This window comes from Streptomyces sp. NPDC052687 (assembly GCF_040678395.1).
GTDB lineage: Bacteria > Actinomycetota > Actinomycetes > Streptomycetales > Streptomycetaceae > Streptomyces.
This window is the reverse complement of sequence record NZ_JBFATR010000014.1, coordinates 52,772-77,048: the sequence shown is the minus strand read 5'-3', so window position 1 is coordinate 77,048 and position 24,277 is coordinate 52,772. Positions and strand designations below refer to the sequence as shown.

Here is a 24,277-nt window from a genome sequence, read left to right as displayed (position 1 = left end):
CGTACCGCGGTTCGGCAGGTGCCTGTGCAACAAAAAACCCCTCGTGCCGAAAGGCAAGCGAGGGGAGCGCGCCGGTGAGGTCGCTGGGGGTTCCGGATCGTCCTCCGGTGGGCCCCAGCTCAGCCGACGCGCTGTCCAAGTACGAGAATTCGGGTGCGCATGGCACTGACCCTCCCCCCGGCACGCACCCACTGTCAAGTGGGTGGGACGGGAGTCTCAGAATGTGAGCGAAGGGCCGTCCCGCCTCCGAAGACGGCGGTCACACCACTCGTGTACACCCCCGCGGCGCCGCGCGCCAGAGCCGGCTCGGCCGGTGCGTGCGGCACCGGATAGTGGCCGGATCCGAGCGCCCGGCGCAGCCGGTACTCGTCCAGGGGCCCGGAGAACGCCATGCCCTGGCCGTGGGTGCAGCCCATCGCGCGCAGCGCGGCGACCTGCTCCGGCAGGTCCACGCCCTCGGCCACGGACTGCATCCCGAGGTCGCCGGCGATCCGCAGCAGCCCACTGGTGATCTTGTGCAGCCGCGCGGACTCGACGACGCCCTCGACCAGGCCGCGGTCGAGCTTCAGCACGTCCAGCGGGAGCCGGCGCAGCGCCGTGATGGCCGGACAGCCGGTGCCGAACCCGTCCAGCGCGACGCGGACGCCGAGCCGCCTGAGATGGCTGAGGCGGCGCTCCAGCTCGTCCAGCGGGACGCGCGGATCGATGTCGGTCAGTTCGATGATCAGCGACCCCGACGGCAGTCCGTGCCGGGTCAGCAGGGCCTCGACCGAGCCGACGGGCATCGAGCGGTCCAGCAGGCGGCGGGCGGTCGTCCGGACGGCCACGGGCACCACGAGCCCGCTCGCGGCACGTTCGGCGGCCTGCTCGACGGCCTCCTGGATCATCCAGCGGCCCAGCTCGGCGGCCTTGTCGCTGTCCTCGGCCACCCGCAGGAACTCGGCGGGCGTGAACAGCACCCCTTGTGAGGACCGCCAGCGCGCCTGCGCGGTGACCGACGTGATCCGGCCGTCCGCGAGCCGCACCACGGGCTGGTGCAGCAGCGTGAACTCCCCGTCGTGCAGGGCGGCGCGCAGCCGGGTGGCCAGCTCCGCCTTGCGGACGACGTCCTGCTGCATCTGCGGCTTGTACAGCACCACGCGGCCCTTGCCGGCCGACTTCGCCCGGTACATCGCGAGGTCGGCGTTGCGCAGCAGCTCGCCCGCGCCGAGGCCGGGTTCGGCGAAGGCGACGCCGATGGAGGCGGCGACCCGGACATCGTTGCCGTCGATGACGTACGGCTGCGACAGCTTCACCCTGAGGCGGTCGGCGAGCTCCAGGATGTTGCGTTCGCGGGCCGCCCGGTCCCGGGTGGTGCCGTCGCCGACGATCAGGGCCGCGAACTCGTCGCCGCCCAGCCGGGCCGCGGTGTCGCCCTGGCGGACCGCCTCCTGGAGCCGGCGGGCGGCCTGCACGAGGAGTTCGTCCCCGGCCTGGTGCCCGATGGTGTCGTTGACGGCCTTGAAGCCGTCCAGGTCGATGAAGAGCACCGCGGTGCCCCGCAGGGCGGCGCCCCGGTCGGAGGCGCGGCGGCCCGAGAGGGCGTGCTGGACGCGCTTGGTGAACAGCGCCCGGTTGGGCAGGTCGGTGAGCGGGTCGTGCTCGGCGTTGTGCTGGAGCTGCGCCTGGAGGCGCACGCGTTCGGTGACGTCCCGGCTGTTGAAGATCAGCCCGCCGTGGTGGCGGTTGACGGTCGACTCGACGTTCAGCCAGCCGCCGTCGCCGGAGCGGAACCGGCACTCGATGCGCGTGGTGGGCTCCTCCAGGGGGCTGGCGGCGAGGAAGCGGCGCACCTCGTGCACCACACAGCCCAGGTCCTCGGGGTGGATGAGATCGGCCAGTTCGGAGCCCACCAGTTCCTCGGCGGGGCGTCCGTAGACCCCGGCCGCGGCCGGTGAGACGTACCGCAGGATGCCGTTGGGCGCGGCGATCATGATGACGTCGCTGGAGCCCTGCACCAGGGAGCGGAAGTGGTTCTCCTTCTGCGCCAGCTCCTGGGTGAGGGTGATGTTGTCGAGCAGCATGATCCCCTGGCGCATCACCAGCGCGAGCACCACGGTGCCGCCGGTGAGCAGCACCACGCGGTCGACGCTGCGGCCGTTGAGCACGTTGTAGAGGATCCCCAGCGTGCAGACGGCGGCGGCCAGGTACGGCGTGAGGGCGGCCAGCGAACCGGTGAGCGGGCGGGTGGCCGGGTAGCGGCTGTGCTCGCCCGGCGGCAACGGACCGTGCGGCGGGTGGCCGGCGGGACGCTGGCCGGGCACGTGCTCGTGCACCACGCGGGTGTGCTGTTCCTCGGGCTGCCGGGGCGCCACCCACGGGGCGTACGCCAGCAGCAGCGAACCGGCGAACCAGCCCGCGTCGAGCAGCTGGCCCGAGCGGTAGCTGTGGTGCAGCAGCGGCGAGGTGAACAGGGCGTCGCACATGACGGTCAGGGCCAGGGCGCCGATCGCCGTGTTGACGGCCGAACGGTGCGCGCCCGAACGCCGGAAGTGCAGCGCCAGCACCATGCTGACCAGGGCGATGTCGAGCAGCGGGTAGGCGAGCGAGAGCGCGGCGTGCGCCACGCCCTGGTCGCCGCCCTTGGCGGCCTGCGCGAGCGCGAGGCTCCACGACAGGGTGAGCAGCGAGCCGCCGATCAGCCAGGCGTCGAGGGCCAGGCAGATCCAGCCCGCCTTCGTCACCGGCCGCTTGGCGAGCACGAGCAGGCCCACGATGGCGGGCGGCGCGAAGCACAGGAAGAACAGGTCGGCGTAGGAGGGGCTGGGCACGGGGCGGCCCAGGACCACCTCGTACCAGCCCCAGACCAGGTTGCCCAGGGCCGCCATCGTGGAGGACAGGGCGAACAGCAGCCAGGCGGGCCGGAACCGGGCCTGGCGGCCGCGCGCGTACAGGAGGCAGGAGACCGCGGCGGCCGCGGCCGCCGCGCTGAGTCCGAAGTCCCCCATGATCAGTGCCAGTTGCTCCGAGCCCCAGCCGACGGCGGAACCGACGGCGTAGGCGGCGCACACCAGGGCCAGCAGCAGCTGGTGGACCGCGGTCGGTCCGCGGCGCGCGACGGGCGGGCGGGGACGCAGCGCGCCGGTGGCGCGCTGGGTCCGCAGACGGGCGTCGAGGGTGGGCGTCGGCGCGTTCACCGGTCCCTCCCGCTCCGCGGCGCCGCGCCCGCGTCCCGCGGGACCCGCTGTGCCGGGTGCCCGTGCCGCCTGCGGCTGCCGTGCCGGCGGTGGTGACTGAGGTTGTGGCTGCCGTGGTGGCCGCCGTGACCGGCGTGGTGGCCACGCCTGCGCGTGGCCGTGCGCCAGGGTCGCCGCCGGCGGCCCCGCCGAGTCGGATCGTTGGTCCATAGGCCGTGCATCGCCCGTCGCCCCCCTCGCAGTCTGAAATGTCCATCCCCGGCGCCGAACGGTGCGCGGCGCAGCCCCTGTCGGGACGATACACCAGTCTCGTCACTCAGGGACATAGCTTCTCTACGCTCCGTGACCACCTGCGGGAAGCGAGTACCCCCCGCGTCCGAGAGGTTGCGGAGGGTGCCCGAATCGGATTACACGCCCGCTGCGCCCGGAGCGCCAGACCTGTCGGCGCCCGTCGTAAGGATCACGTTGCGCAAGGGCTCCCGGTTCACGAAACGGCTCAACTGGTCCACCAGGAGCCGCTTGGCGCGCGGCAGGAACGCGGAGGTGGGTCCGCCGACATGGGGGCTGATCAGTACCCCCGGCGCACGCCACAGGGGGTGAGCGGGGGGCAGCGGCTCGGGATCGGTGACGTCCAGGGCCGCCGTGATCCGGCGGCGCCCCAGCTCGGCGAGCAGCGCCTCGGTGTCGACGACGGGCCCGCGGGCCACGTTGACCAGCAGCGCTCCGTCCTTCATCCGGGCCAGGAACTGGGCGTTCACCAGACCACGGGTGTCCTCGGTGAGCGGGGTGGAGATCACCACGACGTCCGCTTCCGGCAGCAGCGCGGGCAGGTCGGTGAGCGGGTGCACGGGACCGCGCGCCGTGGTGCGCCTGGAGCGCGCGACGCGCGCCACCCGCGCGAGCTCGAAGGGTTCGAGCCGGTCCTCGATCGCTGATCCGATCGAACCGTAGCCCACGATGAGGACGGTCTTGTCGGCCAGCGCGGGACGGAACCCGCCGAGCCACTCGCCCCGGTCCTGGGCGCGCACGTAGTCGGGGACGCCCCGCAGCGAGGCGAGGATCAGCGTGAGCGTCAACTCTGCCGTGCTCGCCTCGTGCACACCGCGCGCGTTGCACAGCCGCACCCCCGCGCGGACCCGGTCCAGCACCGGCAGCACGTGGTCGACCCCCGCCGACAGCGTCTGCACCACCTCCAGGGACGTCATCTCCGGCAGGGGACGCTGCCCCAGCGGGGCGGGCTTCATGTAGGGGACGACGTAGAAGGCGCAGTCGGCAGGGTCCGAGGGAAAGGTTTCCGCACCGTCCCAGAAACGGTACGCCGGCCCCTCCGGAAGCCCCTCGATCTCCTCCGGCGGGATGGGCAGCCACACGTCAGCAGTCATGGTCCGGAGGCTATGTCAGGGGCGCGTGAGCGCAGAGGTTAGGTTGGGGTGCCTGGAGAGGGAGGGTCACGACCACGTGGAGCGCAGGACGATCGGCGCGGCGGCACTCGCGGTGGGGGCCGTCGGACTCGGGTGCATGCCGATGAGCTGGGGGTACAGCACGTCCAGGCAGCGCGGCGACGAGTCGCTGCGAGCGGTGCACCGGGCTCTGGACCTGGGCTCGACGCTGCTGGACACCGCCGACATGTACGGTCCCTTCACCAACGAGCTGCTGCTGGGCCGGGTGCTGAAGGAGCGGCGGTCCGACGCGTTCGTCTCGACCAAGGTGGGGCTGCTGGTGGGCGAGCAGCACATCGTGGCCAACGGGCGTCCCGGCTATGTGAGGCGCGCCTGCGACGCGTCCCTGCGGCGGCTCCAGACGGACGTCATCGACCTGTACCAGCTGCACCGCGCGGACCCCGAGGTCCCGGTCGAGGAGACGTGGGGCGCGATGGCGGAGCTGGTGCGGGCCGGGAAGGTACGGGCGCTGGGCCTGTGCGCGGTGGGCGCGCGCGGCGGCCGGCGCGGCGGGAGCCGCCTCTACGACGCGACGATCCGACAGCTCCAGCGCCTGCAGCAGGTGTTCCCGGTGAGCGCGGTGGAGGCGGAGCTGTCGGTGTGGTCCCCGGAGGCCCTGGACACCCTGCTGCCCTGGTGCGAGTCGCGCGGCATCGGCTTCCTGGCGGCGATGCCGCTCGGCAACGGCTTCCTCACCGGCACGCTGACCCCCGGTGAGGGCTTCGAGCCCGACGACATGCGCGCCCGCCACCCCCGCTTCACCGCCGAGATGATGGCCGCGAACCAGCCCATAGTGGTGGGCCTGCGCCGCATAGCCGCCCGCCACGGCGACCACGTCACCCCAGCCCAGGTCGCCCTCGCCTGGATACTCGCCCAGGGCCGCCACGTCGTCCCCGTCCCCGGCACCAAGCAGGAGCGCTGGGTCACCCAGAACGCGGCGGCGGCGAACCTGCGCCTGACCCCGCAGGACCTGGCCGAGGTGGCGGGGCTGCCGGGGGCGCAGGGGTCCTGGGAGTAGGCCCCGGACGGCGGCGCGGGGCGGAGTGCCTGTCGGCACGGGGCAGAGTGCCTGTCGGCGCGGGGCGGAGTACCTGTCGGCGCGAGCCGGGTGCCTGTGGCGTGGGGCGGGTGCCTGCGGCGTAGGGCGGATGCCCGGGGCGTAGGGCGGCTTTCGGGCGGCGCGAGCCGGACCTCGGACGGCGTGGGGCGGGGACCCTGGCGGCGCGAGCCCCGACGCTTGTCCGCGTCGGCTTGTCCGCGTCGACTTGTCCGCGTTGGCCGGGGAGACGGTGCCGGTGTGCGTTCCCGGCAACCTCGTCGGCCTGGATGCGGTGCGGGGTGGAAGGGATGGGGAACTTGTGGGGCGCGAGCGGTGTATGACAAGTGGAAGCTGGGCTGGAGACCGCCGCGTCGAAGGGACCAAGATCGTGCAACGTCGAGCTGTGTCGGCCGTGCTGGCCGCGGCCGCGCTCGTGCTGACCGCCGCGTGCTCCTCCGGGGACGACGGAGGGCCGCCGGGCGGCGCCGCGAGCGCCACCCCGAGCCGTACGGCGACGGAGCGGGCCCCGTCCGCGGGCGGCGGCGCGGCCGAGAAGGCCCCGCCCGCGACCGGCACCGTCAAGGTGGTGCGCACCGTCGCCGAGGGCCTGGACAGCCCGTGGGGCCTCGCCCCGCTGCCGGACGGCGACCTGCTCGTCTCCTCGCGCGACGAGGGCACGATCGTGCGCGTCGACGGCGAGACGGGCGAGAAGACGGAGCTGGGCGAGGTCCCCGGAGTCTCCGCGGCCGGTGAGGGCGGCCTGCTCGGCATCGCCCTGTCCCCGGAATACGCCTCGGACCACATGGTCTACGCGTACTTCACCTCCGCCTCGGACAACCGCATCGTCCGCATGCTCTACGAGGAGAAGAAGCCCGCCGGCGAACAGCTCGGCGCCCCGGACACGATCTTCAAGGGCATCCCGAAGGGCTTCGTCCACAACGGCGGCCGGATCGCCTTCGGCCCCGACAGGATGCTCTACGCCGGCACGGGCGAGAGCGGCGAGGAGGGCCTGTCCCAGGACAAGAAGTCTTTGGGCGGCAAGATCCTGCGCCTCACCCCGGAAGGCGAGCCGGCCCCGGGCAACCCGTTCCCGGACTCCGCGGTGTACTCGTACGGGCACCGCAATGTGCAGGGCCTCGCCTGGGACACGAAACAGCGCCTGTTCGCCGCCGAGTTCGGCCAGGACACCTGGGACGAGCTGAACGCGATCGAGCCGGGCGGCAACTACGGCTGGCCGGAGGCCGAGGGCAGATCGGGCGAGGCCGGCTTCCGGGACCCGATAGCCCAGTGGTCCACCGACGAGGCCTCCCCCAGCGGCATCGCCTACGCCGAGGGCTCGATCTGGATGGCGGGCCTGCGCGGCGAGCGTCTGTGGCGCGTTCCGCTGAAGGGCACGAAGGCCTCGGCCGACCCGCAGTCCTTCCTGGAGGGCGACCACGGCCGGCTGCGCACGGTCGTCCCCGCGGGCGGCGACCGGCTGTGGCTGGTCACCAGCGAGACGGACGGCCGTGGCTCCCCCGGTAAGGGCGACGACCGCATCCTGGAGCTCCAGGTGAGCTGACCCGCGGCACCGGGGGCGCGTGCTCAGTCCTCGTCCGGTTCCTCGTCCCCCGGATCCGCCCGGCCCCCCGGGTCCGCCGGTTCCGCCGGGTCGGCGTCGGGCCGTCGTATGACGACCTTCCCGGAGGTGAGGTCTATCGGGCCGCGGCCGGGGTCCCCGTCGCCGACGTCCTCACGGGTCAGCTCCAGGCGGTTCTGTTCGTCCTGGGTGTGCTTGCGGCCCGGGGCGAACAGTTCCTCGAAGAAGTTGAACACGGAACCTCCCTGGGCCGGCGTCCCTCCAGCGTAGACCTCACCCGGCGGGACCGGCCGGGCCGGAGGGTCCGGACAAGCCGGCCGTGAGCGGCTCCGCGGCGAACAGCCCGAGCCGGTGGGCCACCGCCGCCGCCTCGCCCCGGCCGGAGACGCCCAGCTTGGCGAGGATGTTCGACACGTGGACGCTGGCCGTCTTCGGGGAGATGAACAGCTCCTCCGCTATCTGGCGGTTGGTGCGCCCGGCGGAGACCAGCCGCAGCACGTCCCGCTCCCGGCTGGTCAGGCCCAGCGCCTCGGCCGGGTCGGCCGGGGTGAGGGCCGGCCGCGGGGCGCCGGTCAGGGAGAGGCGGGCGCGCTGGGCGAGCTGGGTGACGGCGTCGGCGAGCGGGCGGGCGCCGAGGTGGCCGGCGACGGCGTGGGCGAGGCGCAGCAGCTCGGCGGCGCGGTCGCGGTCGTCCTCGCCGCCGCACGTGAGCAGGGCCTCGGCGAGGCGGTGGCGGACGCGGGCGAGGTCGTAGGGGCGTTCCAGCCCTTCGAAGGCGGTGACGACGTCGGACCAGGTGTCCACGCCGGCGGTGTCCTCGGCGCGGGCCAGCTCGGCGCGGACCCACGTGTCGTGGGCGAGCCAGACGGGCGCGTTGGTGGTGAGCCGCTTGGCGGCGTCGCGGATGCGGTCGACGGCCTCGGCGCGGCCCGGCCGGGCGGTGGGCAGGGCGCGGGCGTCGGCCTCGGCGGTGGCGGCGGCGAGGAGCAGGGGCCAGCCGTAGCGGTGGGTGCCGGGCGGGAAGCCGGCCTCCACGGTGGCGTGGAGTTCGGCGCGCAGGTCGAGGAGGCGGCCCTCGGCGGCGGCGACGCCGACGCTGATGTCGACGAGCGGGAGGGACTGCTGGGGCATGGGGTCGTGAGTGCCGAAGTAGTCGCGGGCGGCGGCGAGCCGGCGGGCCGCCTCGGCCACGTCGCCGCGGCCCAGGGCGACGCGGGCGAGGCACATGGTGCCCGCTCCCTGCGGCTTGGCGTTCTGGCCGCGCCGCCGGGCGTTCTCGGCGGCCTGGGCGGCCTCGTCCCAGCGCCCCAGGGAGTACAGCGAGTCGGACAGGTTGGCCCACACCCACGCCTCGGTGTTGAGCAGGCCGTAGGCGCGGCTGTGCGCGACGCCCTGTTCGAGCAGCGGGACGGCTTCGCGGGAACGGCCGACGGCCTCCAGCTCGGAGGGCAGGTTCACGTAGGCGCGGCCCGCGACGTACGACATGCCCTCGGCGACGGTGCGGTCCCTGACCTCGTACATCACCGCGAGCCCGGCCTCGGTGTCGCCGGAGTCGACCATGAGGCCGCCGAGGGTGAGGCGGGCGTTCAGCTCGGTCTCGCGGGCGCCGACCATCCGGGCGTACTCCACCGCGCGTTCGGCGGCGGAGAAGGCCTGCGGGCCGGGGGCGCGCAGCATGAGCCAGCCGGCGACGGCGGCGAGCACGTCGGCGTGCACCCGGGACGGCGGCAGACCGCGCACGAGGTCCTGGGCGGTGGCCAGTTCACGCCAGCCGTCGCCGCGGGCCTGGCTCTGCACGAGCTGGGCGCGCTGGACCCAGAACCAGGCGGCGCGCAGCGGGTCGGGGTCGTCCTCCAGCAGGCCGAGGGCCCGCTTGGTGATCTTCAGGGCGCGTTCGCGTTCGCCGCAGAGCCGGCCGGCGACGGCGGCCTCGGCCATGAGGTCGAGGTAGCGCAGGGGGGCGGTGCGCGGGTCGCCGCCGCAGGGCGGATAGACCTCGGTGTGGTCGACGGGGCGCAGGGTGGCGCGAGTTTCCTCGGGGGCGGAGTCCCACAGTTCCATCGCGCGTTCCAGGAGCCGGAGCTGTTCGGCGTAGGCGTGGCGGCGGCGGGCGGCGGAGGCGGCGTCGAGGACGGCGGGGAGGGCCTTGGCGGCGTCGTGGGCGTGGTACCAGTAGCTGGCCAGCCGGGTGACGCGCTGGTCGGCGGGGACGAGGGCCGGGTCGGCCTCCAGGGCCTCGGCGTAGCGGCGATTGAGGCGGGTGCGCTCGCCGGGCAGCAGGTCGTCGCTGACGGCCTCGCGGACCAGGGAGTGGCGGAAGCGGTAGCCGTCGCCGGCCGGGGTGGGGAGCAGGAGGTGGGCGTTGACGGCGGCCCGCAGCGCCTCGTCGAGCTCGTCCTCGCCGAGGCCGGCGACGGCGGCGAGCAGCGGGTGTTCGACGGTGGAGCCGCCTTCGGCGACGATCCGGGCGATCCGCTGGGCACTCTCGGGCAGCGCCTCGACGCGGACGAGGAGGAGGTCGCGCAGGGAGTCGGTGAGGCCCGTGTGGCAGCCCTCGTGGGCGGCGACGGCGAGTTCCTCGACGAAGAAGGCGTTGCCGTCGGAGCGTTCGAAGATGTCGTCGACGTCGGCGGGGTCGGGTTCGGCGGCGAGGATGCCGGCGATCTGGCGGCCGACCTCGTCGCGGGTGAAGCGGGCGAGTTCGATACGGCGCACGGTGCGCAGCCGGTCGAGTTCGGCGAGCAGGGGGCGCATCGGGTGGCGGCGGTGGATGTCGTCGGAGCGGTAGGTGGCGAGGACGACGAGGCGGCCGGTGCGCAGGGTGCGCAGCAGGTAGGAGAGCAGGTGGCGGGTGGAGGCGTCGGCCCAGTGCAGGTCCTCCAGGGCGAGGACGACCGTGCGGTCGGCGGCGACGCGTTCCAGGAGGCGGGCGGTGAGTTCGAAGAGGCGGGCCACGCCCTCCTCGTCGTCGTGCCGGCCGGCGCCGACCTCGCCCAGTTCGGGCAGCAGCCGGGCCAGTTCCTCCTCCTGGCCGGCGACCGCGGCGGCCACGGCGTCCGGGAGGGCGCGGCGCAGGGTGCGCAGGGCGGTGGAGAACGGGGCGAAGGGCAGTCCGTCGGCGCCGATCTCGACGCAGCCGCCGAGCGCGACGACGGCGCCCGCGCGGGCGGCGACGGCGGCGAACTCCTCGATGAGCCGGGTCTTGCCGACACCGGCCTCGCCGCCGACGAGCAGCGCCTGCGGCTCGCCCGCGGCGGCACGGGCGAGCGCGTCGCCCAGCGTCCCCAACTCCTCGACGCGGCCGACGAACACGGGACTGACGGAACTGGTCTGCACGGGCCAGAGCATCGCACGTGCGTCCGACGACGTGTCACCGGTTTTCCGGCGGCCGGGGCGGGCGGACCGGCGGCCCGGGAGGGCGGGACCTTGGCCGGAGAGGGGGGATCCCGGGCTGGGGAGGGCGGAATCTCGGCTGGGGAGGGCGGAATCTCGGCTGGAAAGGGCGGAAGTTGGGCTGCGCCCGGCGGGATCCAGCAGGGCGACACCGCCCGAAAGGGCGGGACCTTGGCCGGAGAGGGCGGCTCTTGGGCCGGGGACGGCGGAATCTGAGCCGGCTAGGGCGGATTCCGGGCCGGAGAGGGCGGCACCTGAGAGGGCGGCACCTGAGCCGGAGAGAGCGGGACCTTGGCCGGAGGGGGCGGATTCCCGGCCGGAGAGGGTGGACCCTTGGCCGGAGAGGGCGGAATCCGGGCCGGAGGGGGCGGACGGGGTGTGACGTGAGAGCGGCCCGGCGCCCGTGGAAGGGGCGCCGGGCCGGCCGGACGCGTCGGTGGCGGGCCGTTCGCCGGGGCGAGCCGGTCCGGGCCGGGCCGCCGCGGTCACGCGGTGCGCGGTGGACGGAGCCGGCCCAGCCGGCCGAGCCGGCTATGGGACTCGCTCTCGGCGGTGCGTGCGGCGGCTTCCCGGCGGGCGGCGCGGTTGCTCCGGGCCACCTCGCGGGCCAGGCGCTCCTGCTCGGCGTGGCGGAGCAGTTCTGCGGAGCGCAACTGCTGGAGTTCGGGCGCGTACATGGTCTCTCCCCAGGGGGTTCGAAAGGTTCGGTCATCGCTCGCTGCGATGCCTCGACTTTCGTCGCCCAGGGGGGTCGGGCACATCGGGAGAGTGCCGCATCTTCGGTGCGGGGTGGTGCCTTAGACGGGCGCGCGGGGGCTTAGCGGCCGCGGGAGCCGGGAGCCCACCGCCGTAAGGCCCCCAGGGAGAGGACCCCTGGGGGAGGCACTGCCAGGGGAAGGACCCTTAGGCCGACGGCAGTCCCAGCAGTACGTCGGTGTACTTCAGGACGGCCAGCAGCAGGCCGAGGACACCGAGCGAGACGCCTCCCCAGGCCACGGACTTGATCCAGGGGGCCTGCGGCCTGCCGGGCACGCCGAACGCGGGCCGGACCAGGACCACGGCGCCGACGATCAGCGCGGCCAGCGCGAAGACTCCCGCCCACAGGGCACTGGCCCGCCAGGCGTCGCCGTAGCCCGCCTGGACCATGTCCGCCACGCTGGAGGACGCCGACGTCTCCAGCTGGCCGATCAGCGACTCCCGCGCGGAGGCCACCGTGCCGACCCAGCCGCCGGTCAGCGAGACGACACCGAGGGCGGCGGAGACGACGGCCCCGGCACCCTGCCCGACCCCGGAGGGGCCTTCCGGCGCCGCCGCCTCCCCGGAGGCCTCGGCGGCTCCCTCCCCGGCTTCCGCGGCGGCGGCCTCCGCCTCCGTCACCTCGTCGCTCGTCGCGTCCCCGGCGATCGCCGCGTCCCCGGCGGTCGCCGCGTCCCCGGCGGTCGGCGCGTCACCGGCAGCGGTCGCATCCCCGGCAGCCGTCGCATCCCCGGCGGTCGTCGCGTCACCGGCAGCCGCCGCGTCCCCCGCGGTCGTCGGCTCGGTCTCGTCCACAGTCCTGGTACCCATGCCCAGCACCGTACGGACGGAGTCTGAGAGCCGTCTTAACGAGCGCCGCGGGCCGCGCGCCACTCGGGAGCGAGCACCGACCAGATCTCCATGTCGTGCCGTACGCCGTGATGGAGGTAGCTCTCGCGCTGGACGCCGTCGCGGGTCATCCCCAGCCGCCGGGCCACGTTCAGGCTGGCCTCGTTGCCCGCGGCGGCGACCCACTCCACGCGGTGCACGCCGCGCTCCTCGACCGCCCAGTCGATCAGCACCCGCATCGCGCGGGTGACCAGCCCGCGCCCGGTGCCGGCGGGTTCCAGCCAGCAGCCGACCTCGCAGGTGCCCTGGGCGGCGTCGAAGTTGAGGCAGAGGACGCCGCCGACGAGCGTGCCGTCGAGCCAGATGCCGTGCAGGGAGCGGTGGTCGGCGGCGCGCCCGTCGGCGTACCGCTGCAGCAGCTCGCGCGCCCCGGCCACGTCGGTGGCCTGCTCCCCGAAGGGCACGAAGCGGTTGATGAACTCCCTGCCGCGGTCCAGGTGGTGCAGGAACTCCTCGGCGTGCCAGGGCTCCAGGGGGCGCAGTTCGGCTCCGTCGTCACCCAGGGATATCGCGTACATCGGGCTGCCGCTCCTCGTGCAGTACGTCATCGACGTCCGTGAGCCTTTCACGTCCGGCGCCGGCGTCCGCGGGCTTTTCCCGCCCGGTGCGGTCCTCGGGCGGCTCGATGCTGATCCGCGGCAGGCGCCGGTCCAGCCAGCGCGGCAGCCACCAGTTGGCGCCGCCGAGCAGATGCATCAGCGCGGGCACCAGCAGCGTGCGCAGGACGAAGGCGTCCAGGGCGACGGCGGCGGCGAGCGCGATGCCGAACATGGCGATCACCCGGTCGCCGCTGAGCACGAACGCGAGGAAGACCGAGATCATGATCACGGCGGCCGAGTTGATCACCCGGCTGGTCTCCGCGAGCCCGATCCGCACCGCGCGCCGGTTGTCACCGGTCTCCAGCCACTCCTCGTACATCCGGCTGACCAGGAATACCTGGTAGTCCATGGAGAGCCCGAAGAGCACCGACACCATGATCACCGGCAGGAACGGCTCGATGGGGCCCGCGCGGCCGAGGCCGAGCAGTTCGCTGCCCCAGCCCCACTGGAAGATCACCACGACGACGCCGAACGCGCCCGCGACGGCGGCGACGTTCATCGCGGCGGCCTTCAGCGGGATGCCGATCGAGCGGAAGGCGAGCAGGAGCAGCAGGCAGCCCAGGCCGATGACGACGCCGACGAACAGCGGCAGCTTGCCGACGATCACCTCGGCGAAGTCGTCGTAGCCGGCCGTGACGCCACCCACGTGCAGGTCGAGCGAGGTGCCCGCCTCCGCGCGGGGCAGCACCTCGGTGCGCAGCCGGTCCACCAGCTCGCTGGTCCGCTCGGACTGCGGGGAGGACTCGGGGACGACGGTGAGGTACGCGGTGTCGCCGCCGGCGTCGAAGGTCACGGGGGTCGCGGAGGCGACGCCCTCGGTGGCGCGCAGGGTGGCGTCGAGGTTGTCGAGGGCGAGCCGGTCCTCGGCGCCGCGCACCTCGGTGACGAGGGTGAGGGGGCCGTTCACGCCGGGGCCGAAGCCGTCGGCGAGGAGGTCGTAGGCCTGCCGCGTGGTGGCCGTCGCGGGGCCGTTGCCCTGGTCGGAGGTGCCCAGGTGGAGGGAGAGGGTGGGCAGGGCGAGCAGGGTGATCGCGGCGAGCGCGAGCGCGCCGAGCTTCCTGGGGTGCCGTTCGACGAAGGCGGACCAGCGGGCGGCGAACCCGGTGGGCAGCTCGGGCTCGGGGCCGTGCTCGGCGAGCCTGCGGCGTTCGCGGCGGCTGAGGGCCCGCATGCCGATCAGGGACAGCAGGGCGGGCAGCAGGGTCACGGAGGCCGCGACGGTGAGGACGACGGTCAGCGAGGCGGCGATGGCGACGCCGTTGAGGAAGCCGAGCCGCAGGATCAGCATGCCCAGCAGGGCGATGCACACGGTGGCCCCGGCGAAGACGACCGCGCGGCCGGTGGTCGCGACGGCGCCGGTGACCGCCTCGGTCACGCTCAGCCCGCGTTTCAGGCCGCGCCGGTGGCGGGTGACGATGAACAGCGCGTAGTCGATGCCGACGCCCAGGCCGATCAGCACGCCCAGCATGGGCGCGAAGTCGGCGACCGTCATGACATGGCCGAGCAGCACGATCCCGGCGTACGCGGTGCCGACACTGACCAGCGCCGTGGCGATGGGCAGCAGGGACGCGGCGAGCGAGCCGAAGGCGAGGAACAGCACGACGGCGGCGACGACCACGCCGACCACCTCGGCCAGGTGCCCGCCGGGGGACTCGGTGAGCGCGACCGCGCTGCCGCCCAGTTCCACGCGCAGCCCGTCGCCCTCGGCGGCCCTGGCCGTGTCCACGACGGCCTTCGCCTCGGCGGCGTCGATGTCCTTGGCCTGGTCGCGGAAGGTGACGGTGGCGTACGCGGTGCGGCCGTCCTCGCTGATCCGGCCGGCGCCGTGGCCGTCGTAGGGGCCGGTCACCGAGGCGACGCCCGGCAGGTCGGCGATCCGGCCGAGCGTCCGGGTCATGGTCTGCTCGACGTCCGCCGCGCGGACGGTGCCCTCGTCGGTGTGCCAGACGACCGTGTCGCTGTCACCGCCGAGGTCCGGGAACCCCGCGGCCAGCAGTTCCCCGGCGCGGCCGGACTCGGTGCCGGGGACCTTGTAGTCGTTCGAGTACGCCGTGCCCGCGACGAACGCTCCCGCGCCCACCCCGGCCAGGGCGAGGACCCAGAGCAGAACAGCGACGAGGCGGTGCCGGACACACCAGCGTGCAAGGGCTGCCACGAACGTGCTCCCAGGTGGTGACGTGTGGATCTTTGGTCGGGAACAGTCGTTCATGAGGTGAACGGCCCGCAAAGAACGTATGAGCTATGCGGGGTCACTCTTACAGGCACAAATGATCGTTTGGCCGATTCGTGCGCTTATTCACACGTCGGTCACCTCACACGGTGCACCTCAGTCGAAGTGGTCCCCCACCGCCATCACCATCACGCCGGCGACCAGCAGCCACAGCGCGCGACGGGTGCGGCCCCGGGAGCCCAGGACGGCGGCGAGGGCGCACACGGCGGCGCCCAGGCCGTAGGCGGCGGGGACGAGGGCCGGGGCGGAGGCGGTCGCGCGCAGTGCGGACGCGGAGAGCCCCGCGAGGGTCAGCAGGGCCCCGGCCCCGGAGGCCGTCCAGCGGGCCCGCCGCGCCTCGCTCAGCCCCTCGGCCGGCGCCTCCGGCGACTCCGCCGCAGGCTCCTCAGGCCACCGCTCGGCCGGCCCCTCGGCCGGATCCTCCGGCCACCGCTCGGCCGGCTCCGCGGCCGGATCCCGGGCTATCTCGGAGGGCGTGTCGGAATCAGGGCGTCCACTCATGGCGCGGCAGCGTAGCGCGTACGTCCGTGCCCGCGCCGAGGGGGATGCGCAGTAGCCGGCACATCCCCCTCGGGCGGTGAGAAACGGGCTCAGCCCTCGCTGACGTCCAGCTTCTGCAGGATCAGCTCCTTGACCCGCGCCGCGTCGGCCTGGCCGCGGGTGGCCTTCATGACCGCGCCGACCAGGGCGCCGACCGCCGCCACCTTGCCGCCGCGGATCTTGTCCGCGACGGCCGGGTTCCCGGCGATCGCCTCGTCGACGGCGGCGGTCAGCGCGCCCTCGTCCGAGACGACCTTCAGACCGCGCTTGTCGACGACCTCGTCCGGGGTGCCCTCGCCCGCGAGGACGCCCTCGATGACCTGGCGGGCCAGCTTGTCGTTCAGGTCGCCCTTCGCGACCAGCTCGGCGACCCGGGCGACCTGCGCCGGGGTGATCGCCAGCTCGTCGAGCGCCGTGCCGGACTCGTTGGCGCTGCGCGCGAGCTCGCCCATCCACCACTTGCGGGCGGCGGCGGCGTCGGCACCGGCCTCGATCGTCGCGACGATCAGATCGAGCGCGCCGGCGTTGAGGATCGCCTGCATGTCGGTGCCGGAGATCCCCCACTCCTCGCGCAGCCGGTTGCGGCGGACCAGCGGCAGCTCGGGCAGCGCGGCGCGCAGCTCCTCGACCCACTCACGGGACGGGGCGACCGGCACCAGGTCGGGCTCCGGGAAGTACCGGTAGTCCTCCGCCTCCTCCTTCACGCGGCCCGAGGTGGTGGAGCCGGTGTCCTCGTGGAAGTGGCGGGTCTCCTGCACGATCGTGCCGCCGGAGGACAGCACGGCCGCGTGACGCTGGATCTCGTAGCGGGCCGCGCGCTCCACGGACCGCAGCGAGTTCACGTTCTTCGTCTCGGAGCGGGTGCCGAACGTCTCGCTGCCCTTCGGCATCAGCGAGAGGTTCACGTCGCAGCGCATCTGGCCCATCTCCATGCGCGCCTCGGAGACCCCGAGGGCGCGGATGACCTCGCGCAGCTCACGGACGTACGCCTTGGCGACCTCCGGAGCGCGCTCGCCCGCGCCGGTGATCGGCTTGGTGACGATCTCGATGAGCGGGATGCCCGCGCGGTTGTAGTCGAGCAGGGAGTGGGACGCGCCGTGGATGCGGCCGGTGGCGCCGCCGACGTGGGTCGACTTGCCGGTGTCCTCCTCCATGTGGGCGCGCTCGATCTCCACGCGGAAGGTCTCGCCGTCCTCCAGCTGCACGTCGAGGTAGCCGTTGAAGGCGATCGGCTCGTCGTACTGGGAGGTCTGGAAGTTCTTCGGCATGTCCGGATAGAAGTAGTTCTTCCGGGCGAAGCGGCACCACTCGGCGATCTCGCAGTTCAGCGCGAGGCCGATCTTGATGGCGGACTCGACGCCGGTCGCGTTGACGACCGGGAGCGCGCCGGGCAGGCCGAGGCAGACCGGGCAGGTCTGGGTGTTCGGGTCGGCGCCGAGCGCGGTCGAACAGCCGCAGAACATCTTGGTCTCGGTGCCGAGTTCGACATGGACCTCGAGGCCCATGACGGGGTCGTACGACGCCAGCGCGTCCTCGTACGACACCAGGTCGGTCGTGGTGGTCACGGTGAAACTTCCCTCTCAGCCCAGCAGGACGTCGTCGTCGCCCAGCCGCTTCAGCTCGCGGTAGAGGATGGCGAGGCCGGTGACGATGGCGGCGGCGGACACGGCGGCGTCGACCAGGCGGAGCGTGTCGCTCTCGGCGCGGGCGAGCTTCGCCTGCTTCGCGACGCTGAGCGCGCCGAACGCGGTGGTGGCCATGGACAGGTACAGGCCGTTCTTGGACTTCTTGAAGCCCTTGGCCTTCGACAGCTTGCTCACAGCGACGGAGCCTCCTCGAGAAGCGGGTGGCCCCACTTTTCCACGAAGGCGGCCTCGACGGCGGCGCCGACCTTGTACAGCCGGTCGTCCTTCATCGCCGGGGCGATGATCTGCAGGCCCACCGGCAGGTTGTCCTCGGGGGCGAGGCCGCAGGGCAGCGACATGGCCGCGTTGCCCGCCAGGTTGGTCGGGATGGTGCACAGGTCGGCGAGGTACATCGCCATCGGGTCGTCGGCGCGCTCGCCGATCGGGAAGGCGGTGGTCGGGGTCGTCGGGGAGACGATCACGTCGACCTGCTCGAACGCCTTTTCGAAGTCCCGCGTGATGAGGGTGCGGACCTTCTGCGCGCTGCCGTAGTACGCGTCGTAGTAGCCGGAGCTGAGCGCGTAGGTGCCGAGCATGATGCGGCGCTTGACCTCGGGGCCGAAGCCCGCCTCACGGGTGAGGGAGGTGACCTCCTCGGCGGAGTGCGTGCCGTCGTCACCGGTCCGCAGGCCGTAGCGCAGGCCGTCGAAGCGGGCGAGGTTGGAGGAGCACTCGGAGGGGGCGATCAGGTAGTACGCCGACAGGGCGAGGTCGAAGGACGGGCAGTCCAGCTCGACGATCTCGGCACCCAGCTCCTTCAGCAGCGCGACGGACTCGTCGAACCGCTGGATGACGCCGGCCTGGTAGCCCTCGCCGCGGAACTGCTTGACCACGCCGACGCGCATGCCGGCGACCGAGCCGTTGCGGGCGGCCTCGACGACCGGCGGGACGGGCGCGTCGATGGAGGTGGAGTCCATCGGGTCGTGCCCGGCGATGACCTCGTGCAGCAGCGCCGCGTCCAGGACCGTACGGGCGCAGGGGCCGCCCTGGTCGAGGGAGGACGAGAAGGCGACCATGCCGTAGCGGGACACCGCGCCGTACGTCGGCTTCACGCCGACCGTGCCGGTGACGGCGGCGGGCTGGCGGATGGAGCCGCCGGTGTCGGTGCCGATCGCGAGCGGCGCCTCGAAGGCGGCGAGCGCGGCGGAGGAGCCGCCGCCGGAGCCGCCGGGGATCCTGGTGAGGTCCCAGGGGTTGCCGGTCGGGCCGTAGGCGCTGTTCTCCGTCGACGACCCCATGGCGAACTCGTCCATGTTGGTCTTGCCGAGGATGACGACGTCGGCGTCCTTCAGCTTCTTCGTGACCGTCGCGTCGTACGGCGGGATCCAGCCCTCGAGCATCTTCGAACCGACCGTCGTCGGGATGCCGACGGTGGTGAAGATGTCCTTGAGGGCGAGGGGGACGCCGGCCAGCGGGCCGAGCTTCTCGCCGCGCTCGCGCTTGGCGTCGACGGCGCGGGCCTGGGCGAGGGCGCCCTCACGGTCGACGTGCAGGAAGGCGTGCACCTTCTCGTCGACGGCCTCGATCCGGGCCAGGTGCGCCTCGGTGACCTCGACGGCGGTCAGCTCGCCGGACGCGATCTTCGCGGCGGTCTCGGCCGCGGTCAGCTTGATGATGTCCGTCATGGCGGATTACTCCTCCCCCAGGATCTGCGGCACCTTGAAACGCTGCTGCTCCTGGGCCGGGGCGCCGGAGAGCGCCTGCTCGGGGGTGAGCGAGGGGCGGACCTCGTCCGGGCGCATGACGTTCGTCAGCGGGAGCGGGTGCGAGGTCGGCGGTACGTCTTGGTCGGCGACCTCGCTGACGCGGGCGACCGCGCCGATGATGTCGTCCAGCTGTCCCGCGAAGTGGTCGAGCTCTTCGGGCTTCAGCTCCAGACGCGCCAGCCGGGCGAGGTGGGCGACCTCCTCGCGCGTGATGCCAGGCATGCAGCGATCCTCTGGGGTGAGTGTGAGTGTTTTGGCCCAATCCTATGGGGCGCCGCCCCATGCCCGTGAAACGGTTTCCCCAGGGTGCCGGACGAGGGACGGCACGCGGTCCCACCCAGGGACGCGGAGACGGCGGCACAGACCGAGGGACGGCACGCGGTCCCACCTCAGAAGCGCGGGGACGGCGGCGCGGACCGAGGGACGGCACGTGGTCCCACCCAAGGGGCGCGGGGAACTGCGCGACCGGCCACACCGAACCCGCACCCGCCCGCCGGCCGAACCCGGCACTCCCCTGCCCGGTCTACTCCTCCGCCGCCGCAGGCAACACCGCGGGCAACGCCGCCGCCGGCCGCTGCCACCCGCGCGACCCCCGGGCCCGCAGCCAGGCCGTGGTCTCCTCGGGCGGCATCGCCGCGGCGACCAGCCACCCCTGCACCGCGTCGCACCCGAGATCCCGCAGCCGCTCCCAGGTCTCGTCGTCCTCGACGCCCTCGGCGACGACCAGCAGTCCCAGGGAGTGGGCGAGATCGACCGTGCACCGCACGATCTCCGCGTCCTCGGTGTCGACGGCCAGACGCGCGACGAACGACCGGTCGATCTTCAGCTCGCTGACCGGGAGGCGGCGCAGGTGGACGAGGGAGGAGTAGCCGGTGCCGAAGTCGTCGAGGGACATCTTCACGCCGTGGCCGGTGAGCCCGGCGAGGGTGTCGGCGGCGCGCTGCGGGTCCTCCAGGAGGACGTGTTCGGTGATCTCCAGCTGGAGCGCCCCGGCCGGGACCCCGTGGCGGGCCAGGCGGGCGGCGACGGAGCCGGCGAAGCCGGGGGTGTGGACGTCGCGCGGGGAGACGTTGACGGCGACCGGGACGAACAGGCCCTGGGAGCGCCACCGGGCGACCTGGCCGAGCGCCGTCTCCAGCACGTACTCGGTGAGGTGGGGCATCAGCCCGGAGGACTCGGCGATCGCTATGAACTCGTCCGGCGGCACCTTGCCCCGCTCGGGGTGCACCCAGCGGACCAGTGCCTCCAGGCCGGCCACTTGGCCGTCGAAGCGGACCTTGGGCTGGTAGTGCAGCTCGACCTCGTGGGCGTCCAGCGCCCGGCGCAGGTCGGCGAGGAGGCCGAGCCGGTCGGGGGTGTTGGAGTCGCGCTTGGACTCGTAGACCTCGACGCCGGTGCGGTCCCGCTTCGCCTGGTACATGGCGACGTCCGCGCGGCGCAGCAGGCCTTCCGCGTCGAGCGCGTGGTCGGGGAAGACGGCGACGCCGGCGCTGGCCTCCAGGACGAGGGTGAGTCCGTCGAGGTCGAGCGGGGAGCCGAGGGCGGCCACCAGGCCGCGGGCGATGCGGGTGGCCGAGGTGGTGGAGTCGGCCACCGGAAGTAAGACGGCGAACTCGTCCCCGCCCAGCCGGGCGGCCTCCGCGCCGCGGGGCAGGGCCAGCCGCAGCCGGTCGGCGGTCTGCAGCAGCAGCCGGTCACCGGCCGGATGACCGAGGGTGTCGTTGACCGACCGGAAACGGTCGAGGTCGATCAGCACGAGGGCGGCACGGGCGCCGATGCGCTCGGCGTCGTCGAGGGCGGTCCAGATGCGTTCCAGCAGCCACTGCCGGTTGGGCAGCCCGGTGAGCGGGTCGCGCAGCTGCTCCTCGGCGCGGGCCCGGGCGATCCACAAGGTGGAGTCGAGCGCGATGAGCGGGATGGAGAACAGCGGCAGCAGGATCGGCTTGGACACGGCGACCACGCACACCAGCGGGGCGATGCCGAGCAGCGCCACCGCGAGCAGACCCTGGCGGACCAGCGCGGTGCGGGCGACGGTGGGCAGGCCGCCGGCGCGGGGCGCGTTCAGGTACCACAGCAGGATTCGGGTGACCAGCAGATACGCGGCCGCGACCACCACCACCTCGGGAGCGGTGTAGAGGTCCCAGGTGTCCGGGTTCCAGGGGTTGCCGACGGACGGCACCCGGCCGAAGGCGGCGAGGACGAGGGCGCCGGCGCCGATGCCGAGGATGTCCACCGCGCCGTGCAGGACGCCCTGCCGCCAGCGGTGGCGCCGGGCTATGCCGACCAGGACGACGACGGTGAGGCTGACCATGCCGGCCGGCAACCAGCCGTACAGCAGCAGCACGGCGAGGGTGAGGGCGGCGCCGGAGCCGGTGCCGCCCCACCAGCGGGCGCGGCCGAGCATGACCAGGTGGCCGACGATGATGCCGGTCAGCACGGCCAGCGACCAGCCGGCCGCGCCGGACGGGAAGAGCGCGTCGTGACCGGTGAAGGCCCGCAGGAAGCCGGCGCCGAGCGCGAACCCGGCGGCGGCGACGACGCCGGCCGGCAGCGCGGGCCAGGACAGGTGCCGCTCCCCGTCGGTCCCGGGGTCGCCTCCCGGCAGGCCGGTGGCGCGCCCGCCGGTCAGGGGTGCGGCGCCGGGGCCGTCCGCGGCCGCGGCGGCCTTGACGGCACGCTCCTGGGTGCCCGCGCCCCGGTCCGGCCGGCGGCTCCCTCGCCAGACGCCGGCCAACCGGCGCAGCCATGCATCCGGGGCGGCGCTCTCGGTCGGTTCCATTCCCGTCCCTCTCACAGCCGGCGGTGCCCACGCCACGCGGCCCGATGCCCGACAACCTTCAGCGGCGCCGCTGCGGAAACCGTCCCCGCGCCCTTGGAGAGGTGCTCCTCAAGAGCGGGGGATGCCCCGACCGCAGCTGGGCACGGCAGGCGCACATCTCAACAGTAGGCCGCGGAAGCCTTCCACGGGCAGCGGTCGTCGACGGTTGCCCGAATGCGCCCCGGCCGCCCGTATGCATCTGATATGCGCCGATCGGGTGGCCTTCAACCGCTACTCCTCGACCGGAAGTGCGGCCTCCGACGCCGCCTCAGGCCCCTGTTCCAGCAGGACTTTGAAGCCGTCCTCGTTCAGGACCGGCACCTTCAGCTGCATCGCCTTGTCATATTTCGAGCCGGGGCTGTCACCCACAACGACGAACGAGGTCTTCTTCGACACCGAACCGGTCACCTTGGCGCCCCTGTTCTGCAGGGCGTCCTTGGCGCCGTCGCGGGTGAAGTCCTGCAGGGTGCCGGTGACGACCACGGTCAGTCCTTCCAGCGGGCGCGGTCCCTCGTCCTCGCCGGTGCGCTCGTCCTCCATCCGGACGCCGGCCGCCCGCCACTTGCGGATGATCTCCTGGTGCCACTCCTCGGCGAACCACTCCTTGAGGGACGCGGCGATGGTCGGCCCGACCCCCTCGGTGCCCGCCAGCTCCTCCTCGGTCGCCTGTTCGATGCGTTCGATGGAGCGGAACTCGCGGGCCAGGGCCTCGGCGGCGACCGGGCCGACATGGCGGATCGACAGACCGGTCAGGATCCGCGCCAGCGGGCGCTCCTTGGCGGCGGCGATGTTCTCCAGCATCGCGAGGGCGTTCTTCTTGGGCTCGCCCTGCTGGTTGGCGAAGACGGTGGCGACCTTCTCCTCGCCCGTCTTCGGGTCCCGCTTGGGCAGACCGCTGTCCTGGTCGAGGACGTACGCCTTGATGGGCAGCAGGTCCTCGACGGTGAGGTCGAACAGGTCGCCCTCGTCCTTCAGCGGCGGCTCCTCGGGCTCCAACGGCTTGGTGAGCGCGGCGGCCGCGACATAGCCGAAGTGCTCGATGTCCAGCGCCTTGCGGCCCGCGAGATAGAACAGGCGCTCGCGCAACTGCGCGGGGCACGTACGGGAGTTCGGGCAGCGCAGGTCGACGTCGCCCTCCTTCATCGGCCGCAGCGGCGTCCCGCACTCGGGGCACTCGGCCGGCATCACGAACTCGCGCTCGGTGCCGTCCCGCAGGTCGACGACCGGGCCGAGGATCTCCGGGATGACGTCACCGGCCTTGCGCAGCACCACCGTGTCCCCGATGAGCACGCCCTTGGCCTTGACCACGTCCTGGTTGTGCAGGGTGGCGAACTCCACCTCCGAGCCCGCGACCGTCACCGGCTCCACCTGGGCGTACGGCGTGACGCGGCCGGTGCGGCCCACGCCCACGCGGATGTTGACGAGCTTGGTGTTGACCTCCTCCGGCGCGTACTTGTAGGCGATCGCCCAGCGGGGCGCGCGGGAGGTGGAGCCCAGCCGGCCCTGGAGCGGGATCTCGTCGAGCTTGACGACCACGCCGTCGATCTCGTGCTCCACGGAGTGGCGGTTCTCGCCGTAGTAGGCGATGAACTCCCGTACGCCGTCGAGGTCGTCGACCACCTTGTTGTGCCGGGATGTGGGCAGGCCCCACTGCCTCAGCAGGTCGTACGCCTCGGAGAGCCGGGTGAGGCCCGCGTAGCCCTCCAGGGCGCCGATGCCGTGCACCACCATGTGCAGCGGGCGGGTGGCGGTGACGCGGGGGTCCTTCTGGCGCAGTGAACCCGCGGCGGCGTTGCGGGGGTTGGCGAAGGGCTTGTCGCCGGCCGCGATCAGGCGGGCGTTCAGCCCTTCGAACTTCTCCATCGGGAAGTACACCTCGCCCCGGATCTCCACCAGGTCCGGGACGCGGTCGCCCGTCAGACGGTCGGGGATCTCCGCGATCGTCCGCACGTTCGGCGTGATGTCCTCGCCGGTGCGGCCGTCGCCGCGGGTGGCGGCGCGGGTCAGACGGCCGTGCTCGTAGGTGAGGTTGACGGCCAGGCCGTCGACCTTCAGCTCGCACAGGAAGTGGTGCGGGGCGCTGCCGACGTCCTTGTGGACGCGCTCGGCCCAGGCGGCCAGCTCCGCGTCGTCGAACGCGTTGTCCAGCGACAGCATGCGCTGACGGTGCTCGACGGAGGTGAACTCCGTCTCGTACGCCCCCGCGACCTTCTGGGTCGGCGAGTCCGGTGTGCGCAGTTCCGGATACTCCTCCTCCAGGGCCTCCAGCGAGCGCAGGAGCCGGTCGAACTCCGCGTCGCTGATGACGGGAGCGTCCTTCACGTAGTACCGGAAGCGGTGCTCCTCGATCTGCTCAGCGAGCTGCGCGTGCTTGTCCCGTGCCTCGGCGGGCACCGTGCTCTCCGCTTGCTTGTCGCCGGCCACCGTGT

General features: G+C 73.4%; 17 protein-coding genes. 2 read left to right on the top strand and 15 right to left on the bottom strand.

Annotation, left to right across the window (positions count from 1 at the left end):
- Nucleotides 1-194: 194 nt before the first annotated feature.
- Nucleotides 195-3,176, bottom strand: coding sequence for an EAL domain-containing protein (locus AB0K92_RS14900; RefSeq protein ID WP_365922825.1), 2,982 nt, complete (start codon nucleotides 3,174-3,176; stop codon nucleotides 195-197).
- Between the two features lie 407 nt (nucleotides 3,177-3,583).
- Nucleotides 3,584-4,558 (bottom strand): 2-hydroxyacid dehydrogenase, encoded by a 975-nt coding sequence (locus tag AB0K92_RS14895; protein WP_365922823.1) that lies wholly within the window; start codon nucleotides 4,556-4,558, stop codon nucleotides 3,584-3,586.
- A 76-nt stretch (nucleotides 4,559-4,634) separates the two neighbouring features.
- Between AB0K92_RS14895 and AB0K92_RS14890 the strand changes: the two genes are divergently transcribed.
- Both AB0K92_RS14890 and AB0K92_RS14885 read left to right on the top strand, forming a co-directional pair.
- Nucleotides 4,635-5,633: an aldo/keto reductase gene (locus AB0K92_RS14890; RefSeq protein WP_166002428.1), complete on the top strand. Its 999-nt coding sequence runs from the start codon at nucleotides 4,635-4,637 to the stop codon at nucleotides 5,631-5,633.
- 358 nt (nucleotides 5,634-5,991) lie between these two features.
- Nucleotides 5,992-7,215: a PQQ-dependent sugar dehydrogenase gene (locus tag AB0K92_RS14885; RefSeq protein WP_365922821.1), complete on the top strand. Its 1,224-nt coding sequence runs from the start codon at nucleotides 5,992-5,994 to the stop codon at nucleotides 7,213-7,215.
- A 23-nt stretch (nucleotides 7,216-7,238) separates the two neighbouring features.
- On the opposite strand, the gene AB0K92_RS14880 is transcribed toward AB0K92_RS14885, so the two are convergent.
- The 13 genes from AB0K92_RS14880 to ligA form a co-directional block, all read right to left on the bottom strand.
- A complete protein-coding gene (locus AB0K92_RS14880; RefSeq protein ID WP_365922819.1) occupies nucleotides 7,239-7,469 on the bottom strand; it encodes a DUF6191 domain-containing protein in 231 nt (76 codons plus the stop codon).
- 37 nt (nucleotides 7,470-7,506) lie between these two features.
- A complete protein-coding gene (locus AB0K92_RS14875; RefSeq protein WP_365922817.1) occupies nucleotides 7,507-10,581 on the bottom strand; it encodes an AAA family ATPase in 3,075 nt (1,024 codons plus the stop codon).
- A 530-nt stretch (nucleotides 10,582-11,111) separates the two neighbouring features.
- The gene (locus tag AB0K92_RS14870; protein ID WP_365922815.1) at nucleotides 11,112-11,303 is read right to left on the bottom strand and encodes a hypothetical protein; all 192 of its coding nucleotides are present in this window, start codon (nucleotides 11,301-11,303) and stop codon (nucleotides 11,112-11,114) included.
- A 226-nt stretch (nucleotides 11,304-11,529) separates the two neighbouring features.
- Nucleotides 11,530-12,192, bottom strand: a complete 663-nt coding sequence (locus AB0K92_RS14865) for a hypothetical protein (protein ID WP_365922813.1) — start codon at nucleotides 12,190-12,192, stop codon at nucleotides 11,530-11,532.
- A 35-nt stretch (nucleotides 12,193-12,227) separates the two neighbouring features.
- Nucleotides 12,228-12,788: a GNAT family protein gene (locus tag AB0K92_RS14860; protein ID WP_365922811.1), complete on the bottom strand. Its 561-nt coding sequence runs from the start codon at nucleotides 12,786-12,788 to the stop codon at nucleotides 12,228-12,230.
- A complete protein-coding gene (locus tag AB0K92_RS14855) occupies nucleotides 12,766-15,024 on the bottom strand; it encodes an MMPL family transporter (RefSeq protein ID WP_365922809.1) in 2,259 nt (752 codons plus the stop codon). The genes AB0K92_RS14860 and AB0K92_RS14855 overlap by 23 nt, the downstream gene beginning before the upstream one ends.
- Before the next feature lie 171 nt (nucleotides 15,025-15,195).
- A complete protein-coding gene (locus AB0K92_RS14850) occupies nucleotides 15,196-15,600 on the bottom strand; it encodes a hypothetical protein (RefSeq protein WP_365922807.1) in 405 nt (134 codons plus the stop codon).
- Between the two features lie 89 nt (nucleotides 15,601-15,689).
- The gene (gene gatB / locus AB0K92_RS14845) at nucleotides 15,690-17,204 is read right to left on the bottom strand and encodes an Asp-tRNA(Asn)/Glu-tRNA(Gln) amidotransferase subunit GatB (RefSeq protein ID WP_365922805.1); all 1,515 of its coding nucleotides are present in this window, start codon (nucleotides 17,202-17,204) and stop codon (nucleotides 15,690-15,692) included.
- A 15-nt stretch (nucleotides 17,205-17,219) separates the two neighbouring features.
- Nucleotides 17,220-17,459: a hypothetical protein gene (locus tag AB0K92_RS14840; RefSeq protein ID WP_166002421.1), complete on the bottom strand. Its 240-nt coding sequence runs from the start codon at nucleotides 17,457-17,459 to the stop codon at nucleotides 17,220-17,222.
- Nucleotides 17,456-18,949, bottom strand: coding sequence for an Asp-tRNA(Asn)/Glu-tRNA(Gln) amidotransferase subunit GatA (gatA, locus tag AB0K92_RS14835; protein WP_365922803.1), 1,494 nt, complete (start codon nucleotides 18,947-18,949; stop codon nucleotides 17,456-17,458). The genes AB0K92_RS14840 and gatA overlap by 4 nt, the downstream gene beginning before the upstream one ends.
- Nucleotides 18,950-18,955: 6 nt before the next feature.
- Entirely contained in the window at nucleotides 18,956-19,252 is a 297-nt protein-coding gene (gene gatC / locus AB0K92_RS14830) for an Asp-tRNA(Asn)/Glu-tRNA(Gln) amidotransferase subunit GatC (protein ID WP_004925108.1), read from the bottom strand.
- Nucleotides 19,253-19,553: 301 nt separating this feature from the next.
- On the bottom strand, nucleotides 19,554-21,809 hold the full coding sequence (locus tag AB0K92_RS14825; protein WP_365922801.1) for a bifunctional diguanylate cyclase/phosphodiesterase: 2,256 nt from the start codon (nucleotides 21,807-21,809) through the stop codon (nucleotides 19,554-19,556).
- Nucleotides 21,810-22,079: 270 nt separating this feature from the next.
- Entirely contained in the window at nucleotides 22,080-24,272 is a 2,193-nt protein-coding gene (gene ligA, locus AB0K92_RS14820; RefSeq protein WP_365922799.1) for an NAD-dependent DNA ligase LigA, read from the bottom strand.
- Between the last annotated feature and the right edge of the window lie 5 nt (nucleotides 24,273-24,277).